The 23,845-nt window shown below is 48.1% G+C and carries 21 protein-coding genes; 6 read left to right on the top strand and 15 right to left on the bottom strand.

The genetic code is table 11. The features are described from left to right. Window positions 1-37 precede the first annotated feature (37 nt). Window positions 38-955 (top strand): PfkB family carbohydrate kinase, encoded by a 918-nt coding sequence (locus tag B5M13_RS32825; RefSeq protein ID WP_080059666.1) that lies wholly within the window; start codon window positions 38-40, stop codon window positions 953-955. A 147-nt stretch (window positions 956-1,102) separates the two neighbouring features. Here the strand turns inward: B5M13_RS32825 and B5M13_RS32820 are convergent, their stop codons facing one another. The 3 genes from B5M13_RS32820 to B5M13_RS32810 all read right to left on the bottom strand — a co-directional run bounded on the left by B5M13_RS32820 (window position 1,103) and on the right by B5M13_RS32810 (window position 4,024). Further along, window positions 1,103-1,912, bottom strand: coding sequence for a ferritin-like domain-containing protein (locus B5M13_RS32820; protein ID WP_080059665.1), 810 nt, complete (start codon window positions 1,910-1,912; stop codon window positions 1,103-1,105). A 13-nt stretch (window positions 1,913-1,925) separates the two neighbouring features. Further along, window positions 1,926-2,654 (bottom strand): ferritin-like domain-containing protein, encoded by a 729-nt coding sequence (locus tag B5M13_RS32815; RefSeq protein WP_080059664.1) that lies wholly within the window; start codon window positions 2,652-2,654, stop codon window positions 1,926-1,928. Between the two features lie 197 nt (window positions 2,655-2,851). Then, window positions 2,852-4,024: a carbon-nitrogen hydrolase family protein gene (locus tag B5M13_RS32810; RefSeq protein WP_080059663.1), complete on the bottom strand. Its 1,173-nt coding sequence runs from the start codon at window positions 4,022-4,024 to the stop codon at window positions 2,852-2,854. 65 nt (window positions 4,025-4,089) lie between these two features. On the opposite strand from B5M13_RS32810, the gene B5M13_RS32805 reads away from it, so the two are divergent. Further along, window positions 4,090-4,866: an SDR family NAD(P)-dependent oxidoreductase gene (locus tag B5M13_RS32805; protein WP_080059662.1), complete on the top strand. Its 777-nt coding sequence runs from the start codon at window positions 4,090-4,092 to the stop codon at window positions 4,864-4,866. Window positions 4,867-4,875: 9 nt separating this feature from the next. Here the strand turns inward: B5M13_RS32805 and B5M13_RS32800 are convergent, their stop codons facing one another. The 3 genes from B5M13_RS32800 to B5M13_RS32790 are packed head-to-tail and all read right to left on the bottom strand — an operon-like array spanning window position 4,876 to window position 6,760. After that, window positions 4,876-5,805 carry a polysaccharide deacetylase family protein gene (locus tag B5M13_RS32800; protein WP_080059661.1) on the bottom strand — a complete coding sequence of 310 codons (930 nt, stop codon included), beginning with the start codon at window positions 5,803-5,805 and terminating at the stop codon, window positions 4,876-4,878. A 3-nt stretch (window positions 5,806-5,808) separates the two neighbouring features. Next, entirely contained in the window at window positions 5,809-6,231 is a 423-nt protein-coding gene (gene ybeY / locus B5M13_RS32795; protein WP_080059660.1) for an rRNA maturation RNase YbeY, read from the bottom strand. A 7-nt stretch (window positions 6,232-6,238) separates the two neighbouring features. Continuing rightward, a complete protein-coding gene (locus B5M13_RS32790) occupies window positions 6,239-6,760 on the bottom strand; it encodes a GNAT family N-acetyltransferase (RefSeq protein ID WP_080059659.1) in 522 nt (173 codons plus the stop codon). A gap of 160 nt (window positions 6,761-6,920) precedes the next feature. On the opposite strand from B5M13_RS32790, the gene B5M13_RS32785 reads away from it, so the two are divergent. From B5M13_RS32785 to bioD, 3 genes are all read left to right on the top strand, one after another. After that, window positions 6,921-7,952 carry a quinone oxidoreductase family protein gene (locus B5M13_RS32785; protein ID WP_080059658.1) on the top strand — a complete coding sequence of 344 codons (1,032 nt, stop codon included), beginning with the start codon at window positions 6,921-6,923 and terminating at the stop codon, window positions 7,950-7,952. A 185-nt stretch (window positions 7,953-8,137) separates the two neighbouring features. Then, window positions 8,138-9,316 (top strand): aminotransferase class I/II-fold pyridoxal phosphate-dependent enzyme, encoded by a 1,179-nt coding sequence (locus B5M13_RS32780; RefSeq protein ID WP_080059657.1) that lies wholly within the window; start codon window positions 8,138-8,140, stop codon window positions 9,314-9,316. 3 nt (window positions 9,317-9,319) lie between these two features. Continuing rightward, window positions 9,320-9,958, top strand: a complete 639-nt coding sequence (bioD, locus tag B5M13_RS32775) for a dethiobiotin synthase (protein WP_080059656.1) — start codon at window positions 9,320-9,322, stop codon at window positions 9,956-9,958. On the opposite strand, the gene B5M13_RS32770 is transcribed toward bioD, so the two are convergent. The 8 genes from B5M13_RS32770 to fusA form a co-directional block, all read right to left on the bottom strand. Continuing rightward, a complete protein-coding gene (locus B5M13_RS32770; protein WP_080059655.1) occupies window positions 9,923-10,744 on the bottom strand; it encodes an aminotransferase class IV in 822 nt (273 codons plus the stop codon). The genes bioD and B5M13_RS32770 overlap by 36 nt on opposite strands. A gap of 132 nt (window positions 10,745-10,876) precedes the next feature. After that, the gene (locus B5M13_RS32765) at window positions 10,877-12,118 is read right to left on the bottom strand and encodes an aspartate kinase (RefSeq protein ID WP_080059654.1); all 1,242 of its coding nucleotides are present in this window, start codon (window positions 12,116-12,118) and stop codon (window positions 10,877-10,879) included. A 150-nt stretch (window positions 12,119-12,268) separates the two neighbouring features. Then, entirely contained in the window at window positions 12,269-14,203 is a 1,935-nt protein-coding gene (dxs, locus tag B5M13_RS32760; protein ID WP_080059653.1) for a 1-deoxy-D-xylulose-5-phosphate synthase, read from the bottom strand. Window positions 14,204-14,427: 224 nt separating this feature from the next. Further along, window positions 14,428-15,348, bottom strand: coding sequence for a rhomboid family intramembrane serine protease (locus B5M13_RS32755; protein WP_080059652.1), 921 nt, complete (start codon window positions 15,346-15,348; stop codon window positions 14,428-14,430). 2 nt (window positions 15,349-15,350) lie between these two features. After that, entirely contained in the window at window positions 15,351-16,130 is a 780-nt protein-coding gene (locus B5M13_RS32750; RefSeq protein WP_080059651.1) for a rhomboid family intramembrane serine protease, read from the bottom strand. Window positions 16,131-16,166: 36 nt separating this feature from the next. Next, window positions 16,167-18,212 carry a DNA mismatch repair endonuclease MutL gene (gene mutL / locus B5M13_RS32745; protein WP_080059650.1) on the bottom strand — a complete coding sequence of 682 codons (2,046 nt, stop codon included), beginning with the start codon at window positions 18,210-18,212 and terminating at the stop codon, window positions 16,167-16,169. Window positions 18,213-18,454: 242 nt separating this feature from the next. Beyond that, window positions 18,455-18,760: a 30S ribosomal protein S10 gene (gene rpsJ / locus B5M13_RS32740; protein WP_020596417.1), complete on the bottom strand. Its 306-nt coding sequence runs from the start codon at window positions 18,758-18,760 to the stop codon at window positions 18,455-18,457. Window positions 18,761-18,870: 110 nt separating this feature from the next. Further along, window positions 18,871-20,988: an elongation factor G gene (gene fusA, locus B5M13_RS32735; RefSeq protein ID WP_080059649.1), complete on the bottom strand. Its 2,118-nt coding sequence runs from the start codon at window positions 20,986-20,988 to the stop codon at window positions 18,871-18,873. 214 nt (window positions 20,989-21,202) lie between these two features. Here fusA and B5M13_RS32730 point away from each other — a divergent pair, with 214 nt between their 5' ends. Then, the gene (locus B5M13_RS32730; RefSeq protein ID WP_080059648.1) at window positions 21,203-22,978 is read left to right on the top strand and encodes an ABC transporter ATP-binding protein; all 1,776 of its coding nucleotides are present in this window, start codon (window positions 21,203-21,205) and stop codon (window positions 22,976-22,978) included. A 72-nt stretch (window positions 22,979-23,050) separates the two neighbouring features. On the opposite strand, the gene B5M13_RS32725 is transcribed toward B5M13_RS32730, so the two are convergent. Further along, window positions 23,051-23,728: a LexA family transcriptional regulator gene (locus B5M13_RS32725; protein ID WP_394334303.1), complete on the bottom strand. Its 678-nt coding sequence runs from the start codon at window positions 23,726-23,728 to the stop codon at window positions 23,051-23,053. Window positions 23,729-23,845 lie beyond the last annotated feature (117 nt).

Below are 23,845 nucleotides of genomic sequence, written 5' to 3'. Positions count from 1 at the left end.
TGAAAACAGAAAATCGTAAACTGAAAACATATAAACAATGAGCTTACTGACCGTTGGTTCCGTGGCGTTTGATGCCCTGGAAACCCCCTTTGGCAAAACCGATAAGATTATTGGCGGTGCTGCCACATACATTACCCTTTCGGCTTCCTACTTCGTGAAAGCCAATAATCTGGTAGCTGTTGTCGGTGACGATTTTCCACAGGCCATGATTGATGACCTGCATCAGCATGGGATTAACACCGAAGGACTCGAAATGCGGGAAGGGGAGAAGACATTCTTCTGGTCGGGTAAGTACCACAACGACATGAACTCCCGCGATACGGTGGAAGTACAGTTGAATGTAATGGGCGACTTTAACCCCATCATTCCCGACTCGTATCAGGACTGCGACTATTTAATGCTGGGCAATACGTCGCCAGCTGTTCAGGGACTGGTTATCGATAGGCTGCACAACCGGCCCAAGCTGATTGTGCTGGATACCATGAATCTCTGGATTGAAATTGCCAATGCCGATTTACTAAACCTGCTTAAGCGTGTTGATGTGTTGGTGTTGAACGATGAAGAAGCCCGTATGCTGACGCACGAGTATTCGCTGGTAAAAGCGGCCGCTAAAATTCAGGGCATGGGCCCTAAAACCGTGATTATCAAGAAAGGTGAACATGGCGCTTTACTCTTTGGGGAGGGTAAAATTTTCTTTGCACCAGCACTGCCACTGGAAGAGGTGTTCGATCCGACCGGGGCTGGTGATACCTTCGCTGGTGGGTTTATCGGATACATTGCTAAAACTGACGATGCGTCGTTCGATAACATGAAGCGGGCTATCATTTATGGATCGGCAATGGCGTCGTTCTGTGTAGAGAAATTTGGTACCGAGCGTATAATGAATCTGACACAGGAAGAAATTCAGGCACGGGTAAGCCAGTTTGTAGCGTTGTCAGCGTTTGGATTAGAGTAACTCTAACGGTAACGCGGGTGGAAATCCGCGATTTTACACTAAATAGCGCGGGTTTCCACCCGCGTTACCACAAAACTGATTACTAGCTAAAAACAAAACGACCCACCTGGCTAGGGCGGGTCGTTTTGTTTAGGCTACTTGTTATCTCTACGCGAAGAAAGGCGTTACAATACCAACCACCGTATTTTTGTCAAGAGGCTCATCGAAGGCCTCCATGATCATGGCAGGCGTTATACGGTTGTCACCTGCTAGCGCTGTAACCAGGTTAACCCCTGCCTGCGTAACATTATCTTCACCTGCATAGCTGCCGTTAACAACCGATGGCAAGCCTTGCATAGCAGCTGTACCGCCCGTAATCCAGCCTTTCTGGCCTCGGATGTAGCGTACGTTAGCTGCGTGAGCCGCTTCCGTTGCGTGGATTTGCAATGCTACCTGAAGAATAGCAGGTGCATTCTGCAGGTTAGCGGCCTGGCCTTTGTAAGCCCGAACGCCGGTATCTTCAAACGTTTGCGCGATAGCTGCAAAGGTCTGGAAATTGCTGAACGTATCCGTGAAAGTTCCTTTGGCTGAGAAGTCGAACTTAGGCTCTGGAATTGCGTCAGCTCCCAGCACGTTTTTCAACAGACGGACGTGTACCTGCTCGTGACGACGGATGACTTCGAAGGCCATTTTGTAGTCGTTCGGAATCATCGACAGGTTGTTGGCGGTATCGTAAAAACGATACTCCAGATATTCTAAAGTCAGCGCATAGTTAAGAACGTCTTTTACGTTCTGTGGCAATCCGCTCGACTGGCCATAAGCTTTGGTTAAGGCTGACGCCATAATGGCTGGTGCAGCTGCTGCAATCGTTTTTTTGGTCAGCGAACTAAAAAGTCCCCGACGTGAGACGTGGGCAAGGCGGTCAAAGATTTCGCCATCCACTTTCTCAATATCACTGAGTAAGTTCTGTAAGTTCATGGAGTAAAGTGGTTTATGCGAGGCTGCTTACTAAGGCGCTTGCGTCGATGGTTTCGAGAATAAATTTCTGAGCAATAGGTAACACATAGGTTGGCTCATAAGCCAGGTGTAAGCCTGTATCGCTGGTAACAATCGTTGGCCCAGCAAACGCATCCGATTTAGGATACTGTAGCTCGCGAAGAATGGAATGGTGACGGGTTTCGACCGAAACGATTTTGCCCGCCAATGTCAGATAACCACCATCTTTTATGTACTTACCTGCACCGTTATAGGCACCGACTCCTGTTTTTTCGAGAGTTTCGGCGGCAATCAGTACGGCAGCACGATCATTGAAGTCGATACCACTGAAGTTGAAAGTCAGCGTTGGAACGGCTCCACCCAGCGCTGCTTTAAACAGCTCGCGGTGAACAATCTCGTGACCACGAATATCGGTCCAAAGCTGCCGATCAGCCGACGACATATTGGGGTATGGTTTTGCCAGTACCATTTCGTAGAAAGCGGCTTCCAGTTGTTCAAGCACGTAAGCAAAGGCAAGAATACCAACATCCCCAGTGGGTAATTTAACGGTATCGCCAGCAGCACGGGCGCTACCAGAAGGAATCAGATAATTGTCATCTGCATGGGAGCACGCTGTAAGTAGACCGCCTGTTACGGCTGCTGCCCCCGCTACTCGCAGAAACGACCGACGGCTGGATGCCGACTCCGAAGTTGTCGTTTCGGGCCGATTCGTAATGTTTTCCATTGAGTAAATAATGTTAGGTGATAGAATCCGGTCATGTGTCAACCAGGATGCCTATACCTACGGAGCCTTGTTGAGAAGAGATTTATAAATTTTTAAGAAAAATTATAAATCCTAAACCGGCTTGGTGTCAACCTTCTAGTAATGAGTACTATTGTTGTGCATAGTTTGGGGAAGTTGTTAGAAAAGTGCAAAATAATTTATAGCCATAAGCATGTTAAAGCAGCACCATTGACGGTGGGCGTTAGTTTGGCTGTCGCGTTATCTTGCAGAATAATTGTGGTGCCGTCGGTTCCTAAATCCCAGAGTTTACCCCGCAGGAACACATTGATCCCTTTCGTAATGCCTGCTTCTGGCCTGGCTCTACCGGCCATTGCATACGTCAGCCAGGCTTGCCCTTCGGTTAGTTTACCTACGGCTGGCTGTGCATCGGCGGGTGTAGATGTACCACTATAGCCGCGCCAGGTTGTTTTCCAGATCCCATCACCTGCCGAATACGAAGGAACGGCCAGTAAGGTAGCCCCTTTCTGTCTGAGCGTTTTGTAAGCTGCTGAATGCCACGAATCGGCGCAAACCAGTACGCCTAAACGACCGATAGGTAAATCAAAAACGGGTATGTCGGCAGGTTTAGATGGGCAGACGAAGGGCAGTTCATCGGCAATCGGAAACACTTTTCGGATAAGCTGTGGGTCGATTTGCCCATCGGGATGAAACACGGCCGATATATTATAAAGCGGCCCACTTCCAACCTGTAATTTTCCATGTTCCACAGTGGGTTGAGGAAGCAGAATAGAGCCCGCTACAATCGTTATGTTGAACTGAGCAGCCAGCATATCGAACGTAAGCTGGTAGTCATGAGCCATTTGCTGGGCTTTCATGGCAAATAGGGCGTAGTTCGTCTTATTCCCAACTGTATCAGGAATGTTACGGTATACCTGCCAGAAACGAAGTGGATGGGTCAATGTCATAGCCGTTAACCCTTCCTGAATGGTTGTCGCTTTGTAAACACGATCTGCCTCGTTGGCAGCTACTAGCCAGGTACCGATATATTCGGGAAAAATAGCAACCGTTTTGCCGGGAATTAGCAGGCCACTGTCCCGTGCTGTGGTTAAATAGCCTTGCAATTTTTGCCGAAATGTCAGACCATTTTGATAATCGGCAGGCTCCATCCAGGGCTGAACACCCAGCAGATTTCCATGATCGGAGCGGTGGCCAACCTGCTCAATATGGACAATGCGTTTGCCACCTAACGATGATTTTACCGCGATGGCGGGATCGCCCATCAGCCAGCTTTGCCATTCCATAATGGCTACCCACCCGATAAATAAAACGGCAAATAGAGCAATGCTGATTTTTTTAGCGGCAGATAGCATGGATTAAAAAATAAAGCACAAAATAGCACTATTTTGCTAACCCGATACGAGATACGTCAAGAAGTATGGCATCCTTTACCGATCAGATTGCATTCATTACCGGAGCGGGTTCTGGCATAGGCCGGGCTACGGCTTTAGCCTTTTCAAAAGCCGGAGCGCAGGTGGTTGTGGCCGAAATAAACCACGCCAGTGGCGAGGAAACGGTTGATCAAATTAAGCAACTGGGTGGCAATGCCCTATTTGTACCCTGTAATGTTGCCGATCGGCAACAACTGGAGACTGCTGTACAGCAAACGGTTGTGCATTATGGCCGATTGGATATTGGGATAAACAATGCAGGTATTGGTGGGAAATATGGCCGATTACTGGACCACACGCAGGAAGATTTTGACCAGATGATGGCCGTTAATGTAGGCGGGGTCTTTTATGGTATGCAGGCTCAGATTCGACAGATGCTGAAGCAACGGGAGGTCGGTCGGCCAGCGGGGGGCAAAATCGTGAATGTATCGAGTATTGCTGGTGTACGTGGTATGCCAATGGGGGCGCCATACAGTGCCTCCAAACATGCCGTAATCGGGCTGACCAAAACGGCTGCGCTGGAATACGCCCGGCAACATATCCGCATCAATGCTGTTTGCCCGGTTTATACCCATTCAGCTATGGTCGATGAGCTTTTTCGGGCCGCTCCCGATATGGAAGAAAAAATGCGCAGGCGAATTCCGATTGGTCGGCTTGGCGAGCCTGAAGAAATCGCCCAGGCTATCCTGTGGCTTTGTTCAGACGAAAATGAGTTTTTTACCGGGCAGGCTATTCAGTTGGATGGTGGACTAACAGCCGGGTAGCGTAGTATATCATTTCCGATTAGCCAGCTCGTCGATAGTTGCCGGAACTTCCGGCTCTCCCTTGAAAAACTCGCCTTTTTTGCCTTGCGTAAGCGCCCAACGATGCAGCCAGGAAATTCCTCCTTTGCCCGTGTAGGTATCTGTAGATAGATAGGCGTTGTCTTTCAGGGCTTCATCGAGCGTGATAAAAGAATACCCCCGATTTTTGAGTTCACTAAGTAGCCTGCCCAGAAAATCAGCATTGATGGAATTGGCATGAATGAGCAGTATCTGGGGGATTGGCCGATTGAATAAAGCCTGGCTTTGCGCTTCATAATAGGTAATACAATCGAGCATATAGGAAACGTAGCTCTGGCCTACCTGAGCTATCAGGGCTGCATCGTTCATCCCTAGCGCATTGTCATAAGCTCGCGCGTACAGCCAGTCGGAGTTGTCGATTGTGACGGGTGCTTCGCGGTAGCCGCGTTGCCGGAGAAAGTTCTCCAGGGAGTCTTTTTTGGCTGGCGTATCCCCTTTTCGGAGGTATGGATGACGAAAATAGCGAAACGGCTTTCTCTGCTTTTCAACAAAGCTTTTTACAATCGACTCTCCCTGAATCACATCGGCTTTTGATTCGCTGAACGGAATCAGGTTGTAATCCTTATGGGCAAACGTATGATTGCCTAGCTCCAGACCGGCCTCCAGCCATCGTTGAAGAAGCGCAAGCTGAGCCGTATCGAGCTTACTGGTAGATTGTAATAAACCGCTAATAACAAACCCAATAGCGGGTACATGGGCATATGTAACGTGCGCAAGCAGTTTTTGAGTTAGTTGCTGTTTTGCCTGCTGTGTCTTATAGAAGGCCGATACTGTCGGCAGATCATCGATGGTAATGACCATGCGTTTCTGCGCCTTCACCGTTAGCGTTAGCAATAGCAGTAGGCAGGTAAGTAGCCGCATAGGTCAGGCGTTGTTGTACTGTCGGAGCCATTCTTCCTCTTTCTGCCGCATTTGAGCCTCTGCCTCTACCCCTTTGTCGAGATACCCGCAGAGATGCAGCAATCCATGAGCCAGCACACGCAGCATCTCCTGCTCAGCCGGAACGCCCAACTGAGCAGCATTATCTACTACCCGCTCGACGCTGATGTAAATATCGCCCGCCAGTTTGCCTTCTTCCTCACTCTGATCGAAGGTGATGATGTCGGTATAGTAGTCGTGTTGAAGGTAGTCTCGATTTACCTGGAGTACGTACTCGTCCGAACAGAAAATATAATTCAGCTCGCCAACGGTATAGCCTTCCCGTTCGGTCTGCTGTTTCAGCCATTGTCGAACGGCCTGTTTGTGAGGAAGTTTGTAGGGCACATCCTCATTGAAAAATCGAATCATACTAAAATCATACTAAGTTGCTTAGATCAGTCCAAACATACCGAAAGCAATCTGCGTAGTTGCCGTCTGGATTAAGAAGGGAAACTTTTTCATAATTGACTCCACCCATGCGGTCGTAAAATTTTTGCGCGTTGGTGTTATTGGCCAATACCCATAAATAAAGGCCGGACCTGGGGGCGTACTGCTGTACCCAGCGTGCCGCTTTTTGCATAAGCCCAGCCCCTATACCTTTACCCTGCCAATTGCGATGAACATGCAGGTTGTCGAGCAGGGTTCCCAAAACAGGGTTGTCGTTGGCGTAGGCACAGGCAAGGCCGCAAATTTTTGCGTTATCTTCGGCAACAATAATGTACTGGTCAGGTGTTGGTTGGTTTAAACGCGACTGCCAAACGGACCGTCTGTTATCTAGAACGGGGCCGTCCAGAAAGCTGTCCGACAGAATACCTCTGTAGTTTTGCTGCCAACTGAGGCTATGTAGTTGAGCAATGGGCTCGGCATCGTCGGCCGTTGCTACGCGATAGGTTAGCATCGTACAGAAAATTGTCTTTGGTAGTTACTGCATCATTTATTGACATTGATAGCCATTAAGTTTAACAATGAATGGCTATCTAATGGCCATGAATGACTAGATCTATCAGGCAAAAGTAAACGCTCAATGAGTACATCACAACTTCAAATCGAATAAGCCTATGAAAGCCATTCTCCTTGCCGAAACGCACCAGCCCGTTCAGTTAATTGATACGCCTACGCCGGTTGCAGGCCAAGGGCAGGTGTTGATTAAGCTCAAAGCCGCTGCTTTAAATCACCGCGATGTATTTATTCAACAGGCCTTATATCCAGGCATAAAGTTACCGGTGATTCTGGGTTCTGATGGCGCTGGTGTGGTGGAAGACGTTGGCGAAGAGGTCGACAAGGTTTGGCGGGGGCAGTCGGTTGTTATCAATCCCGCTATGCATTGGGGTGACAATCCTCTGTTTTATGGCGATGACTTTCGGATTCTGGGTATGCCGGAAAATGGAACCTTTGCTGAGTATATTGTCGTCGATGCCCGATACATTCACCATAAGCCTGACCATCTGTCGTTTGAACAGGCGGCTGCGCTTCCACTGACCGGCCTGACCGCCTGGAGGGCACTTATGACGCGGGCGGGCTTGCATACTCATCCGGCTAGTATACCGGAAAAAGTACTGGTGACGGGTATTGGGGGAGGAGCCGCGTTGGCCGCCATGCAGTTTGCCGTCGCGCTTGGTGCTGAGGTTTGGGTAACATCTGGTTCCGATGAAAAGCTGGCCAGCGTACAAACTATGGGTATAGCTGGTGGTATCAACTACCGACAACCTGATTGGCACAAAGCCCTTATGGCACAAACCGGTGGAGGACGACGTGGATTTTTCGATGTCATTATCGACAGTGCTGGCGGCTCCGCCTTTGCCAAACTGATCGATGTAGCGGCTCCCGGCGGGCGGATTGCCTTTTTCGGTGGAACGACGGGTAACATAACTGATATTATTCCGCCAAAAGTATTCTTTAAACAGTTGTCAATTTTCGGAACAACGATGGGAACAGAACGCGAATTTGCCGATATGATAGCCCTGGTGAATGAGAAGAAACTCGTGCCGATTGTGGATGAGATTGTACCACTGGCCGACGCGCAACAGGCAATGGATAAGATGGATAGTGGTAAACAGTTTGGCAAATTAGTCTTATCGATTGAAGGATAAGCTTGCTGGCTTATAAACGGTTGTGGATAAGTTTTGCTGCCAGTTTGGTCAATTCGTCATTTTTTGAAATTACTCATAAAGTTATCCACAGTCAATATGTGGATAACTTTTATGTTACTCACTTTTTTACAGGTAAAGGCTAGGCAGTGACTAACCTTTCCGAAGGGCGTTTTACCTTTGTGGCTATGCTCACGTTGACATCCTCGATTGTCCAGATACTAGCCAGCCGATTAACTACGTATCAGCAAAGTGGCTTACTGCGGCAACTTAAAATAGCTGGTAGTCTTGTTGACTTTTGCTCGAATGATTACCTGGGATTTGCCCGGTCGTTTGCGCTTAAAAAGGCTATCCAGCAGGCATACACGAACCACTCATCTGCGTTAACTGGGGCCACGGGTTCCCGGTTGCTGGCTGGTCAAACGGCCTTGGCCGATGAACTGGAGCATAACCTGGCTACATTTTATCGGACAGAATCCGCGCTGATTTTTAACTCCGGCTACGATGCAAACCTCGGTTTGTTAGCTTGTTTACCCAAAGTGGGTGATACTTTGCTGACTGATGAACTGATCCATGCCAGTATGATCGACGGAGCGCGGCTTAGCTATGCTACGCGCCATCGCTTCCGGCATAATGATCTGGTCGATCTGGAAGAAAAGCTAAAACAGGCTACCCAGAACAGGCAGGACGGACAAATTTTCGTTGGTGTGGAGTCGGTTTATTCAATGGATGGTGATATGGCTCCGCTGGAAAAGCTGGTGGATTTATGTGACGAATACGGTGCTGGCTTGCTGGTCGATGAAGCGCATGCTACCGGCGTGTATGGCCCCAACGGCGAAGGGCTGGTAGTCGCTTTAGGCTTGCAGGAGCGAGTTCTGGCTCGTGTTCATACTTTCGGCAAAGCGTTGGGCGTACATGGGGCTGCTATTGTTGGCCCGACCATCCTGCGTGACTATCTGATCAACTTTGCCCGTTCGTTTGTCTACACAACTGCTTTGCCGCCCCATAGCCTGCTGGCTATTCATTGTGCTCATGAGCAGCTACAGACGGATAGTCAGGCTAGGGCTCATCTCTATGAGCGCCTTGATTATTTCCGTCAGCAAGTTAGTGAACGCTTGTCGGGTAGTAGCTGGACAGATAGCCCGTCACCTATTCAGTGTTTGCTGGTTCCAGGTAACGATCAGGCTCGGAAGGTAGCCAGCGAAGCACAACAAGTAGGGTTGGATGTACGTGCGATTCTTAGTCCGACGGTTCCGGTAGGACAGGAGCGATTGCGATTATGTCTGCATGCGTTTAACACGACGGATGAAATAGACCTGCTTATTACCATTTTACAGAGCGCATTATCGCTTAAAAATTCAAATTAGTCTATGCCTTTTCAATGCATTGTGGCCGGTATTGGCACCGAAATTGGTAAAACGGTCGCTTCGGCCGTACTGGTCGAGGCTTTACAGGCCGATTATTGGAAACCTGTACAATCAGGTGCTCTGGAAGATTCAGATACGAATACGGTACGTCGATTGATATCGAACAGCCAATCGGTATTCCATCCAGAAGCATACCGACTTACCCAGCCGTTATCCCCACACGCAGCCGCCGAACTAGATGGCGTAACCATTGACCTGGATCATATTCAATTACCTCAAACGGCAAACAATCTGGTTGTGGAACTGGCTGGTGGTTTGATGGTGCCACTCAATGACCGGACGCTGAATATCGACCTGGTCGAAGAATTGGGCTTGCCTGTGATACTCGTATCCCGAAACTATCTGGGCAGCATCAATCATACACTTTTATCAGTTGAAGCCTGCCAGCGCCGAGGCCTTCACCTGTTGGGTATTCTGTTCAATGGCCCTACGGTTCCAGCCACCGAAACATTTATTTTAAACTACACCGGTTTATCGTGCCTGGGTCGGATTGGAGAAGAGGCAGCGATCACTAAGGGAATTATCAGCCAGTACGCAAACTCACTCTTACCAACTCTTAATCAGATCGTTGAATCGATCTAGCAGGAATTTCGACTTCGGGCCGACGTGGCCATCGCCAATGGTCAGATCACCGATTTGCACAATAGGCAGCACTTTTTTGGTCGAACTGGTGGTAAAGGCTTCGTCGGCATCATAGAGTTCAGAGAGGAGCAAAGGCCGCTCTTCGACCCGAAAATCGGTTTGAGCAAGCTGGATAATGGTTCGCCGGGTAATGCCGTGCAGAATATGCTGATTGGGTGTAATCAGGCGGTCGCCTTTAACCAGAAAGAAATTACTTCGGCTGAGTTCGCTAATCTGGCCGCCTTTCTGGTAAAGCAGATCCGATGCGCCAGCCGATTTAATGGCCTGCGCCATCAAGATAACCCGTTTATAGTCGGTGCTTTTTACTTCAGCCATTTCCCGGACATATTCATCCAGAATGACTTTTATACCCTGTTCATACTGAATGGGCGGTACGGGATGAATGGGTTCGGTCAGGATGAGCAAATTGGGCCTATCGATGGTAATGCTGTCGGTCGAATAGCCTCCAGTCATCACAAATCGGAATGCTACATCCTGTCCACCACTTCGCTCGACCAGCTTCATCAGAATGCTGTAGGTTTCTTCTTTGCCCAACGGCAACGGCAGATGCATCCGGGTGGCTGAGTTCTGAAAGCGTTCCCAATACCAATCCCATTGAAACGGACGTCCATTGTACGTCAGGAAATAATCGAACAGGCCGTAGCCACGTAACAAACTTAGATCAGTAACACCGACGGCAAGCTGGTCGGTAGGGGCAATAGTGCCGTTGAAATAGCCGAAATACATAAGCAGACGTGGTTTCCCTGATGTCAAAGATAGTAAACAGGAAGGATTCTTTGCGGTCTGAACGCGCTCAATATCAAAGCTGGTAATCAATTTCAAGGAAGTGATCGACCTCAGAATCTACAACGGGGTAGTTTATCCCAAATCCCGAACAACTAACTGAGCAGTGTAACGGCTTTTCTGCTCCAGAAGTAATTTTTTATTGAGCAATACCCGATCAATCGTGCGCTGGTCGTAGTATCGGATGGTGATCAGTTCGAGGCCATCGTTGTAATTGACCCGAAAATCCTGTTTTAACTGTTCCAGTAACGCCGGAACGCGATCGGGGTTGTTATCGATCACGACTGAAAAGCTAATGGCTGTATTCTGCATTAGGTTGATTTTGACACCTGCCTGGGCAAATCGCCCAAAGATCCGGCTTAGGTTATCTTCGGCAATAAATGAGAAATCGTTCGGGTGAAGCGAAATCAGAACCTGATTGACTTTAAAGATGAAGGACGGAGTTGAGAGGGATTGTTTAAAATTACCAATCACCGTTCCTGGCGCCGAAGGTTCCAGAAACGAGCGTACGTACAGCGGAATCCCTTTGTTTTGTAGCGGCTTGATCGTTTTTGGATGGATAACCGTAGCACCATAATACGCCAGCTCAATAGCATCCTGATACGTCAACTTTTCCAGCAGAACGGTTTCATCGAACCACCTGGGGTCGGCATTCAATACGCCAGGTACATCTTTCCAGATAGTTACGCTTTCAGCATTCAGACAATAGGCAAAAATGGCGGCTGAGTAGTCAGATCCGTCACGGCCAAGTGTCGTAGTACGCCCATCAGCCGATTGGCCAACAAACCCCTGCGTGATGTTGACCCCTGTATGACCGATCGCCTGTTCGATCAACTGCCCGGTTTTCGCCCAGTCGACCTGGCCTTCGCGGTATGTATTATCGGTACGCACTAGTTGACGAGCATCGAACCAGCGGGCCGTATGAATACGCTGCTGCACATACGCAGCCACGATTTGGGTCGATATAATTTCACCCAGCGAAACGATTTGGTCGTAAATCTCGTCGTAGATACCAGCAGGTGGCTGGGTTACCATCGACTTTAGGTCGGCTAGTGTCTGATTAGCGGCCGGAAAACTGCCGCCAAGTTCATCCATAATGTGCTGATGATACTCAGAAACTGTTTCCAGTGCCACTTGGAGGGTTTGGTTATTGTGATTAACATAAGACCGAACGATGGTTTCGAGTGCATTTGTTGTTTTACCCATCGCCGATACCACAACAACTACATCGGCTGCCTGTGTCTTTACGATTTCGGCTAGATTGCGAACCCCGGCTGCATCTTTAACCGACGCTCCGCCAAATTTGAAAATTTTCATATTGGACCTATAAAGAGCGAAATCGGATCGCCGAAGTGGAGTGAATGAGTGAAAGAGTGAATCACCTACCGGACGATTAGTGCTGCCGGAGAGGTTTCGCTCTGTCACTCATTCACTCCACTTCGGCGGTCCGATTTCGCTCTTTTAAAACTAGACCGCTACTATACGGCCTGTAAAAAGTAATTCGCGAACCGCTTTAGCAATACCTTCCGGATCGAAACCGCATTCGCGATGAAGCTCAATTTGCTCGCCGTGTTCGATAACCTCATCGGGAATTCCGAGCCGTTTGACACGGGCCGAATAATCGTTGTTGGCCATGAATTCGAGCACAGCACTGCCGAAACCACCCATCAAGCACCCATCTTCAACCGTCAGGACGCGGTCGAAACGGCTAAAAATTTGGTGAAGCAACTCCTCGTCAAGCGGTTTTACGTAGCGCATGTCGAAGTGAGCAGGCCGGATACCTTCTTTTGCCAACAGTTGTGAGGCCTGAACCGCATAATTACCAATATGACCAAGGGTGAGAATAGCTACCTCTTCACCATCAGAAATCATGCGGCCTTTGCCGATTACCTGTTTTTCAAGGGGCGTTCGCCAGTTAGGCATAACGCCTTCGCCCCGAGGGTAGCGAATCGTAAAGGCGCGTTTACCCTGCTGGACTTCATCCGATTGGGCTGTATACATCATGTTGCGCAACTCCTGTTCATTCATTGGAGCTGCAATGATCATGTTCGGTACGCAACGCATATACGCTAAGTCGTAAGCACCATGATGGGTAGGGCCATCGGCACCGGCAAAGCCAGCCCGGTCCAGACAGAAAACAACGGGTAATTCCTGAATACAAACATCATGGATCACCTGATCGTAAGCCCGCTGCATGAAGGTTGAGTAGATGTTGCAGAACACTACTTCGCCCTGGGTTGCCATACCGGCCGAGAAGGTTACGGCATGCTGTTCGGCAATCCCTACATCGAAGGCACGCTTAGGCATTGCCTTCATCATAATGTTCATCGACGAACCCGACGGCATAGCCGGAGTTACGCCTACAATGCGCGGGTTTTGCTCGGCGAGTTCAACCAATGTATGGCCGAAAACATCCTGGTATTTTGGCGGCTGGGGTGTATCGTAAACTTTCTTCTGAATAACTCCCGTTACCTTATCGAACAAGCCGGGCGCATGCCATTTCGTCTGATCTTTTTCGGCCGGGCCATAACCTTTGCCTTTTACGGTCAGGATATGTAGCAGTTTAGGCCCTGGAATTTGTTTTAAATCGCTTAAAACGCTGACCAGATGATCAATATCATGCCCGTCGATAGGCCCGAAATAGCGCAGGTGTAACGACTCGAAGAGGTTACTCTGTTCCAGTAATGAACTTTTGATTCCCGACTGAACCTGCGAAACCAATTCCTGAGCCGTTTTGCCGAGCTTATCCATCTTGCCCAGCAGATTCCAGATCTCATCTTTAACCTTGTTATAGGTTTGTGAGGTGGTAATATCGGTCAGGTATTCGCGCAGAGCACCCACGTTGGGGTCTATACTCATGCAGTTATCGTTCAGCACAATGAGTAGGTTACTATCGGTAGCCCCAGCATGATTCATGCCTTCGAAGGCTTCTCCCGCTGTCATGGCCCCATCCCCAATAACTGCAATATGATTCCGTTGCGTATTGCCCTGAAGCTGTGAAGCCACAGCCATACCTAAAGCAGCGGAGATAGACGTTGAGGAGTGGCCTACGCCAAATGAGTCGTAAGGGCTTTCTTTCCGTTTAGGAAACCCGGAAATGCCTTTGTAAAACCGGTTGGTATGGAATACATCCCGTCGACCAGTCAGAATTTTATGTCCATACGCCTGATGACCTACATCCCACACCAATTGATCATCGGGTGTATTGAATACGTAATGAAGCGCTACTGTAAGTTCTACTACCCCCAGGCTAGCGCCAAAGTGGCCTCCATAAACAGAAACATCATCGATAATAAACTGGCGGAGTTCGTCGGCAACCTGAGGTAAGCGAGATTTATCGAGTTTACGAAGATCGTCGGGAGTATTGATAGTGGCCAGAAGACTGCCAGGGGTAATCAACATGATAGTAGCAGATAAACGTCTGTCTTACACAACACTTATACAGAATAGAATGTTCTTTAGAGAATTGCTAACTGTATTCTGACAACGAAACTAACACATTTTTTTGATAACTATAAAAAATCTAAGCCTCTGTATCTCTGGATATATACGGAGACAGCAGAGGCTTAGATTTTAGGAAGAAAGGATTGGGTATAAACAGGGTGCCGAAACAGCGTTGATAAATACTAATTCCGTTGGCTGGCGCGGAAGAGTTTTTGCTTTTCTTCCCGAGTTAAACTTTCATAGCCAGATCGTGAAATTTTATCCAGAATCATATCGACTTCATCCTGATCCGGTACCGACATGCTTGAGGATGAACTTCCCGACGACATGTATGAACTCGTCTGGGCGCTGGCGCTGCTACGTTGCCGATAGGATACCTTAACGGCTGGTTTGGGCTTGAACAGATTACTCCAGCCATCGGCAACCCAATAAATAGGACGGCCCAGGTCAGTACCATTTTGCAGCAGTTTAACGTACACAAAGCCCATCATCGCTCCGCCTAAATGAGCCAGGTTACCTCCTGCATTTTCACCAGCTGACTGAGCTATCGATAGAACAATGAAGAAGAAAACAATGTATTTAATGCGGACCGGGCCAAAAAACAATAGATGAAACGTATAATTTGGTAATAATGTAGCAGCGCCAACCGCTACCGAAAAAGCAGCAGCTGATGCGCCAAGAAGTGGGAGACCTGCCCGGTCCTGGAAGTAAGGCACCAGGTTGAACATCGCCAGAAATAGTAGTCCGCCTGCCAGCCCCCCCATAATGTATAAACCGATTAGCCGCCGATTGCCAAGGTATTCGTCAATCAACCGACCAAACCAGTATAAGAACAGCATGTTGTAAAGAACATGGAAAATATCCTCATGGGTAAAAAAGTAGGTAAATAGAGTCCAGGGTTTATGCAGAAAGGCGTTGACCTGGCCTGGCATCGTAAGTTGATCCCGGATTAAGCCATAAACGTCAAAATGGCCAGCAATCTGTAGGCCCACTCTGGCCAGCAGAAGTACCAGAAACACCACCGTGTTAATCAAGATCAATTGCACCAACGTATTGTTGGGCTTATTGAATTCGGTTCGAAAGTCGTCGAATAACCCGCTCATCACTAATAAAATGTTTTGCGCTGGGAGGCCCAGTATTTTACCAGAATAAATGCAAACAGCATACCGCCAATGTGAGCGAAGTGAGCAACGTTGTCGGCCTGCGACTGATAGATACCTGAATATAATTCCATCGCCCCGGAAAATATAACGATGTACTTTACTTTGACCGGTATAGGTGGAAACAATAAAAAAAGCTGAGTGTTTGGAAATAATAGACCGACACCCATCAATACGCCGAAAACTGCACCAGAAGCGCCCACCATGGGCTCGTCAACCTGACTCGTAAAAATCTGATTCACGTATGATACGCTCATCTGAAGAAGTTTACTATCGTTAGGAAAACTTTTAAATTTCTCAATAAATGGCTCTAGCTGATCGTAATAGGAAATCGCATGCTGATCAACAAAAGCCGAAAAACTCTCAAAACCAGGAGCTGCCCGATATGCCTCTACTGACATATATACGTCGTGCATCTCAAAATAGTTTACACCGGAAAAAAGCAATGCCGAGCCCAGACCGCAAAAAAAGTAAAAGAACGTAAAACGGCGTGGTCCCCAGAAATGCTCCAGCATCGGCCCGAAAAAAAATAACCAAAGCATGTTGCTGAAAATATGCCCAAAGCCACTATGCAAAAACATATGTGTCAGCAACTGAATTGGATTGAATTGGTCTGAAAGAAACGAATGGAGGCCAAACTGTTCAATAATGGCATCATTCGTCACTAGAAAGACCAATACGTTTAATATTAACAGAGCACGAACTACGGGAGTAAGATTAAACATTTTATATCAACTAATTTATACTGATTAACTTAATAATCAGCGCAAGAGGCCAGCAATTTTATCCAACGTAAGCACAACCGTTATTGGTTCGCCCGTAGGAGTGTAACTTGGGTTTGTTGAGGCAAATAATTGGTTTACTAAAGCGCGACATTCGGTTGCACTCAGGCGCGTTGCACGGTGTATCGCCGACCGTCGGGCCAGCGACCTTGCCATGGATTCCACCTTGTCTAACTTTAAACGACCTGTGTCGGCCCGAAGTTGTGCCAGCAAATTAGCAAACAGCTCTTCTTCATTCTCGCCCATGGTTAAGGCTGGTATGCCCCGAATCACGAACGTATTGGCGCCTAGCTCGTCAAATTCAAAACCCAGGTTTGTCAGGTCTTGTTTCAGGTCGATTGCCAATTGAAAATCAACGGGAGTTAGCGTAATCGTCTTTGGAAATAATAACTGTTGAGATGACCCGTTTTGTTTGGTCAGAGCCGTATGAAACTGGTCGTACAGAATTCGTTCATAGGCTCTGCGTTGATCAATTAGCATTAATCCTGACTTGATAGGGGCTAAAAGGTAACGATTTTGCAGTTGAACAATATTTTCATCTTCGATCAATACAGGGCTATCTTTTTCCTTAGACGTTAGGCTTACCTGTAGTTGATTGGCTCGACTGCCGAGCGTGATGGGTTCAGATTCGGTGGGTGGCTGATCGACTGCCGAGCCTGTAGTGCGTGCCGGGCCTAACCAGTCTCCCGATGTGTTGGCTGGACGGGTTGTTTGTTCTGAGTCGGCGACTCCCTCATATAACGTCTGCCAGTTGTTGACCGACGGGCGGATAGGAGGCTTTGGCGACAGATTGAAACTACTGCCAGCGGCTGAATCCAGCGAATCATCGCGTCGCAAACTTCGTTCTTTGACGGGCTGGCTGTTTCCCGCTGCCCAGGATGGACTGATAGGCCGAGGGGCCATAGGCTCAGATGAACTGGCTTTTGAGACAGGAGCAGGCGCTTCAAGGTCCGATTTACCAGACTGCTTCGCTGGATTTGTGGTAACACCAGCCAGGAAGTTGACATCAGAATCAAAATCGAGCGACGGAGCCAGATTGTACAGGCCTACGGCTTTTCGGACTGCAGCCATCATAATTGCATAGACCGATCGTTCATCATCGAATTTAATTTCTGTTTTGGTCGGATGGATATTGATGTCGATATGGGATGGGTCGATCTCGATAAACAAGACATAGAAAGGGTGACTCCCTTCGGGCAGCGTACCTTCGTAAGCACCCATAACGGCATGGTGGAGATAGTTGTGCTTTATATATCGATTGTTGACAAAGAAAAACTGCTCATTGCGCGCTTTTTTAGCGGATTCAGGCTTGCCGATGTAGCCATGAACGGTTACGTAAGGCGTTTTTTCCTCACAGGAGTTCAATTGCTCCCGGTAGCTCTTGCCAAACATATCCACAATTCGGCGGCTCAGCTTTCCGGCAGGCAGGTTATAAATTTCCTGATCGTTATGAAAAAGAGAAAAAGCTACTTCGGGATTGGCCAGCGCCACATGCTGAAACTCGTCGATAATATGACGCATTTCCACAGAGTTCGACTTAAGGAAATTACGCCGGGCGGGTACGTTAAAGAATAAATTTTTTATGAGCAGGTTAGTGCCGGGTAGGCAAGTGATCGGCTCTTGTGCCTTAATGTCCGATCCTTCAATCCGAATGAGGGTTCCTAATTCATCTTCCGCCCGGCGCGTCCGCATTTCTATCTGCGCAACAGCTGCAATGGAAGCCAGCGCTTCGCCCCGGAAGCCCATTGTCCGAATGCGGAACAGATCGTCCGACGAGCGGATTTTAGATGTGGCATGGCGTTCAAAACTCATTCGGGCGTCCGTTTCAGTCATACCAACCCCATCGTCTACAATCTGAATCAGGTTTCGGCCTGCCTCCCGGATAATTACCTGTACAGATTTCGCTTTGGCATCGACTGAGTTTTCGAGCAGCTCTTTAACCACCGAAGCGGGTCGCTGCACAACTTCGCCAGCCGCAATCTGGTTGGCGATCGAGTCGGGCAGTAGCTGTATGACGTTTACCATAACGAGTAAAATCTTCCTGTTCTGTTGTTCACTGTATTCTTACAAGATACAAAAATAACAGGCAGATTGGTGTTATAATTCGGATAAATAGTGAGCAGCGATTAAGTTTCTTGATTATGTTTTTATTGATGAGCCCTCGTCGCTCAACGAGTGGCTGGGGATACGTTAACAAATAAAAAATGCCGCTCATACGAAACCTAATCAGTTCGTACGAGCGGCAGTAAGCCTTTTTCTGAAATTCGTTAGACTTTGATTTCTACGTCAACACCGCTAGGGAGTTCGAGTTTCATCAGGGCATCAACTGTTTTAGCGCTGCTGCTGTAGATGTCAACTAACCGTTTGTAGGTGCAAAGCTGGAATTGCTCACGGGCCTTTTTGTTAACGTGGGGCGACCGAAGCACCGTATAGATTTCTTTGTTGGTTGGCAGAGGGATGGGGCCGCTAACAACAGCACCCGTCGATTTAACCGCTTTCACGATCTTTTCTGCCGACTTGTCAACCAGCATGTGGTCGAACGACTTCAGCTTAATGCGAATTTTTTGGCTCATTGTGTTGTGGTTCGTTAAGTGAAACGTGTACGCCGAAAGAACCATTTACTCCGACGACACAAAAAATGGGCAACAAGTTAAGCAACCTGTTGCCCAGTATCTAGTAAGGCTTATGCCTTCACAGTACCTTTTTCTTTAGCGACTACAGCATCCGAAATGTTCTGCGGTACTACTTCGTAGTGCGAGAAGGTCAGGTTAGCCGTAGCACGACCCGACGACATCGTACGCAGATCCGTCACGTATCCAAACAGTTCCGATAGGGGAACGTCAGCCTTGATCACCTGCGATCCGGCTTTTGAATCCATACCTTTCATCACACCGCGACGACGGTTGAGGTCGCCCGTGATTGGACCGGTGTATTCTTCTGGTGTCAGAACTTCAACGGCCATGATCGGTTCGAGCAGTTTCGGACCAGCCTGACGAGCTGCTTCACGGAAGCCCAGACGAGCCGCCATTTCGAACGACAGCGAGTCGGAGTCAACATCGTGGTATGAACCGTGGAACAACCGAACTTTCATACTTTCAAGCGGGAAGCCAGCTAGCGGACCGTTTTTCAACGATTCTTCAAAGCCTTTGGCAACTGGCTGAATGAATTCGCGGGGAATTACACCACCAACGATACCATTCTCGAATTGCAGACCGGGTTTAACCGAGCCATCCTCTTCAGGATCGCGGGGCCCCAGTTCAAATACGATATCGGCAAACTTACCGCGACCACCCGTCTGTTTCTTATACACTTCACGGTGTTCAACGTTTTTGGTCAGCTTTTCTTTGTAGGCTACCTGTGGAGCACCCTGATTTACCTCTACCTTGAACTCACGACGCATACGGTCGATGATGATTTCGAGGTGAAGCTCACCCATACCCCGGATAATGGTCTGGCCGGTTTCTTCGTTCGACTCAACTTTCAGGGTTGGGTCTTCTTCGATCAACTTACCAATTGCTTTCGAGAAGTTGTCCTGATCGGCGGTTTTCTTCGGCTCGATTGCGTAACCAATAACTGGATCGGGGAATACCATCGATTCCAGAACGATTGGGTTCTTTTCATCCGATAGCGTATCACCCGTTTTGATGTCCTTAAATCCAACTACAGCACCAATATCACCAGCTTCCAGACGTTCAATCTGATTTTGCTTGTTGGCGTGCATCTGGAAAATCCGCGAAATCCGCTCTTTGTTGCCCGAACGGTTATTCAGGATGTATGAACCAGACTCCAGAACACCCGAGTATGAGCGAACAAAGCACAAGCGACCTACGTAAGGGTCAGTAGCAATTTTAAACGCCAGCGCAGAGAATGGCTCCGAAGTAGATGGCTTCCGGGAGATTTCTTCGCCTGTGTTCGGATTGGTACCTTTGATGCTCTCCTTGTCCAACGGTGAAGGCAGCAGGGCCATCACATAGTCAAGCATGGTTTGCACTCCTTTGTTTTTAAACGAAGAACCGCAAAGCATCGGAACGATTTTCATGGCGATGGTCGCTTTGCGAAGCGCAGCAAGAATTTCATCTTCCGAGATCGACTCAGGATCCTCGAAGTATTTCTCCATGAGGTGATCGTCGAATTCGGCAACGGCTTCGAGCAGTTTCTCCCGCCATTCGGTGGCTTCGTCCAGCATATCATCTGGAATGGGGACAACCTCGAAGGTCATGCCTTTGTCGGATTCGTTCCAAACGATACCCCGGAAGTTAACCAGGTCAACAACCCCTTTGAAATTGTCTTCTTCGCCGATCGGTAATTGAAGCGGAACAGCATAGCTGCCCAGCATTTCTTTTACCTGCTTGCAGACATTCAAGAAGTCGGCACCCGAACGGTCCATTTTGTTCACGAAGCCCAAACGAGCCACGTGATAATTGTTGGCCAGACGCCAGTTGGTTTCTGACTGTGGCTCTACACCATCAACGGCGCTGAAGAGGAACACCAGCCCATCGAGTACACGCAGCGAGCGGTTTACTTCAACGGTGAAGTCAACGTGCCCTGGAGTATCGATGATGTTGATATGATACTTTTGATTGCGATAGGTCCAATCGACAGTGGTAGCAGCCGAGGTGATCGTGATCCCCCGTTCTTGTTCCTGCTCCATCCAGTCCATGGTAGCAGCGCCATCGTGTACCTCACCAATCTTGTGGCTTACCCCGGCGTAATACAGAATCCGCTCGGTGGTGGTTGTCTTACCCGCATCAATGTGGGCAGCGATACCGATGTTTCTCGTGAAATTTAAATCGCGAGCCATTAGCTTGTTATACTGAAAGTTATGTTTTTCTAAAATCGAAGGAAGGGCATTCACCAACAAAGTGGGTACCCCTTTTACAAATCAGGACGCAAAATTACTGAATTTCAATTAGAAAACCAACCCCTAGGCAAAGAATATAATCGAAACTATTCTAGGTTTTTGTCCATTGTGCTCCTAGAATCTGTCTTAGGAAATAAGGCATTACCTTGGAATCATGCAAAATCCGTATATCGCCTTACTGCGCACGGCCTGGACGTATGCCCGACACGAAAAGCGACAGTATGTGCTGGTCTATTTTCTGTTCGTCATGGCCAATGCAGTAGCCGCTTTACGACCATTATTATTTGGCTGGTTTATCGGTGAACTTCAGCAACAAGGTACGTCAATTTTAAAATTGGGGTGGCTTTATGCAGGTGGATACATGGGACTGGAAGTACTGGAATGGGTGTTTCATGGCCCCGCTCGGGTTATGGAACGAAAGCTGGCGTTTAACCTGAGTCGGAATTTTCTGGACGAGTTGTTTCACAAAACACTGCATTTGCCGGTCGGCTGGCATAAGGATCACCACAGTGGAGCGACCATCAATCGAATTCGTAAGGCGTACGATGCCCTGAAGACGTTTTTTCAGGATGGATTTATGTATTTGCAGGCCCTGGCTAAATTTGTCTTTTCCTTTGGGGCTATGCTCTATTTCTCTCCCGCCTTCGGACTGATTGGTGTGGGCCTGGGTATACTGACTATCTGGATTATTCTCCGGTTTGATCGCCCATTTATCGTCGCCCTGGACGAGACGAATGAACGGGAACATGTGGTTTCATCAACGCTTTTCGATAGCCTGTCCAATATCATTACCGTTATTACACTTCGGTTGGAACAACGAATTCAGGATAGTTTGATACATAAAATAGCGGCTGTTTTTCCTCCCTTTATCCGGCAGGTAAAAATCAATGAATGGAAGTGGTTTGTGGCGTCGATGCTGGTTGGCCTTATTTATGTTGTGCTGGCTACGGGCTATGTTTATCAGCATTATGAGCCGGGTCAGGTGTTTCTGGTGGGGGGATTGGTAACCCTATTAGGCTATGTGAACCAGTTTACCAGCGTGTTCAACGACATTGCCTGGCAGTACACGCAAATCGTGCAGTATAATACCGATGTGCAGACAGTACGATCCATTAATGAAGCGTATGTCCGTTATGAACGCCCTGAAGATGCGAGTTTGCCGGAGGGCTGGCAGACTATCGACATTACCGGGTTGAACTTCTCGCACAGTCGTCCGGCAGGGAGGACACAAAAAGCGGTTCATCTGAACGGACTGGCAATTCGCCTGAGCCGGGGAAAACGGATCGCCTTTATTGGGGAAAGTGGTTCTGGTAAAAGTACGTTGCTAACCCTGCTGCGTGGCCTGTACATTCCTGAACCAGGGTTGTCGGTTCGGGTTGATGGAGCTACTTATCTGGATTTGAATGCCGTTGCGAATACTGTAACCCTATTTCCGCAGGAACCAGAGATTTTTGAGAGCACAATTGCCTACAATATCACCCTTGGATTGCCCTTTGAGGAAAAAGATATACAGGAAGTTTGTCGAGTCGCCCGTTTTGATGAAGTCGTACGTCGATTACCTAACGGACTGGAAACGAATATTCAGGAAAAAGGGGTGAACTTATCGGGTGGGCAACGTCAGCGACTGGCATTGGCACGCGGTATATTAGCCGCTCGTGCCAGTGGTGTTGTGTTGCTGGATGAACCGACGAGTAGCGTAGATCCCAAAACGGAACTTCAGATCTATCGGGAACTTCTGCGGGAGTTTGCCGATAAAGCGGTTGTATCGACCTTACATCGGCTTCATCTACTGCCGTTGTTCGATTATATCTATATCATGCAGGATGGCCGGATCGTTGATGAGGGTACTTTTCCGGAACTTCAACAAAACAGCGCTAATTTCCAGGATATGTGGGCGCACCAGAAGGATGTTGAGAAAGTGGTCAGGTAATGGGTCAAATAAGTCAGGGGTAGTCAGTAACTGAACTAATTGCCTGACCACCCCTGACCGGGTAGGAGTTTTTTATTCAACTGGCGCTTCTACGATTGAGACGATTTTCCAGATACCCCGAATATCCTGTAAGGGAACTGTCACGTTACCGCCGTTGGGGTTGTCGGAATGGAGTGTAAGGTATTTACGGGTCAAGAGCTCGTTATCCCGAATGCGTTTAACGACGAAATAATCCCGATACATCACTGCATAAACCCCACCTGACTGGTATTCCCAGTTACTGTCACTGACCGGAACCGCCAGAACTTTAGCACCGTGGATCAGTTGAGGACTCATGCTATTGCCCGAAATTTCGAGTACTACAGCCTGTTTTTGGTTTTTCATGACTGCTTTCCGAACCCGGAAAGTCTCCATATCCGCCCCATTGATTCCATCGGCATAGCTTTCCACGAAGCTGGCGTAAAACTTGACCGGGATGAAGGGTACCTCAAGAGTATCATCGTCGGACGTCATTAGCCGCACATTTGTTTCCGGTGTATTTAAGACTGGTAATTTTCCCCGAATCAGAAAGTCGGAACTGATTTGTGGGTAGCAGGTCAGCAAACTCATAATCGTATCGTACGACGGTTTGGCCCGACCGTTCAGAATATTATAAAATTTAGAAGGGTTTTCGCCTAACTCCTTAGAAATCTGGTAGATCGTTATGCCCAGGGCATCGAAAACCTGCTTTAGTCGGTCCTGAATCGTCACAATACAGCTAATTTTTTGAACAATTTATTGGATATGATAGTCTGGATAGTTGGAAATTATAATACAAGTAAAATATATTGCAGTTGTATTATAAAGAACATACTACAAATATAGACG

The sequence above is a fragment of the Spirosoma aerolatum genome, assembly GCF_002056795.1.
In the GTDB taxonomy this organism is placed as follows: domain Bacteria; phylum Bacteroidota; class Bacteroidia; order Cytophagales; family Spirosomataceae; genus Spirosoma; species Spirosoma aerolatum.
Note: the sequence above shows the minus strand (reverse complement) of the source record. Positions and strands in the feature narration are given on the sequence as shown.

What these genes read in the sequence shown, in the direction of transcription:
- B5M13_RS32825 (WP_080059666.1), top strand. Translation starts at nt 38, where the DNA reads ATGAGCTTACTGACCGTTGGTTCCGTGGCGTTTGATGCCCTGGAAACC.
- B5M13_RS32820 (WP_080059665.1), bottom strand. Translation starts at nt 1,912, where the DNA reads ATGAACTTACAGAACTTACTCAGTGATATTGAGAAAGTGGATGGCGAA.
- B5M13_RS32815 (WP_080059664.1), bottom strand. Translation starts at nt 2,654, where the DNA reads ATGGAAAACATTACGAATCGGCCCGAAACGACAACTTCGGAGTCGGCA.
- B5M13_RS32810 (WP_080059663.1), bottom strand. Translation starts at nt 4,024, where the DNA reads ATGCTATCTGCCGCTAAAAAAATCAGCATTGCTCTATTTGCCGTTTTA.
- B5M13_RS32805 (WP_080059662.1), top strand. Translation starts at nt 4,090, where the DNA reads ATGGCATCCTTTACCGATCAGATTGCATTCATTACCGGAGCGGGTTCT.
- B5M13_RS32800 (WP_080059661.1), bottom strand. Translation starts at nt 5,805, where the DNA reads ATGCGGCTACTTACCTGCCTACTGCTATTGCTAACGCTAACGGTGAAG.
- ybeY (WP_080059660.1), bottom strand. Translation starts at nt 6,231, where the DNA reads ATGATTCGATTTTTCAATGAGGATGTGCCCTACAAACTTCCTCACAAA.
- B5M13_RS32790 (WP_080059659.1), bottom strand. Translation starts at nt 6,760, where the DNA reads ATGCTAACCTATCGCGTAGCAACGGCCGACGATGCCGAGCCCATTGCT.
- B5M13_RS32785 (WP_080059658.1), top strand. Translation starts at nt 6,921, where the DNA reads ATGAAAGCCATTCTCCTTGCCGAAACGCACCAGCCCGTTCAGTTAATT.
- B5M13_RS32780 (WP_080059657.1), top strand. Translation starts at nt 8,138, where the DNA reads ATGCTCACGTTGACATCCTCGATTGTCCAGATACTAGCCAGCCGATTA.
- bioD (WP_080059656.1), top strand. Translation starts at nt 9,320, where the DNA reads ATGCCTTTTCAATGCATTGTGGCCGGTATTGGCACCGAAATTGGTAAA.
- B5M13_RS32770 (WP_080059655.1), bottom strand. Translation starts at nt 10,744, where the DNA reads ATGTATTTCGGCTATTTCAACGGCACTATTGCCCCTACCGACCAGCTT.
- B5M13_RS32765 (WP_080059654.1), bottom strand. Translation starts at nt 12,118, where the DNA reads ATGAAAATTTTCAAATTTGGCGGAGCGTCGGTTAAAGATGCAGCCGGG.
- dxs (WP_080059653.1), bottom strand. Translation starts at nt 14,203, where the DNA reads ATGTTGATTACCCCTGGCAGTCTTCTGGCCACTATCAATACTCCCGAC.
- B5M13_RS32755 (WP_080059652.1), bottom strand. Translation starts at nt 15,348, where the DNA reads ATGAGCGGGTTATTCGACGACTTTCGAACCGAATTCAATAAGCCCAAC.
- B5M13_RS32750 (WP_080059651.1), bottom strand. Translation starts at nt 16,130, where the DNA reads ATGTTTAATCTTACTCCCGTAGTTCGTGCTCTGTTAATATTAAACGTA.
- mutL (WP_080059650.1), bottom strand. Translation starts at nt 18,212, where the DNA reads ATGGTAAACGTCATACAGCTACTGCCCGACTCGATCGCCAACCAGATT.
- rpsJ (WP_020596417.1), bottom strand. Translation starts at nt 18,760, where the DNA reads ATGAGCCAAAAAATTCGCATTAAGCTGAAGTCGTTCGACCACATGCTG.
- fusA (WP_080059649.1), bottom strand. Translation starts at nt 20,988, where the DNA reads ATGGCTCGCGATTTAAATTTCACGAGAAACATCGGTATCGCTGCCCAC.
- B5M13_RS32730 (WP_080059648.1), top strand. Translation starts at nt 21,203, where the DNA reads ATGCAAAATCCGTATATCGCCTTACTGCGCACGGCCTGGACGTATGCC.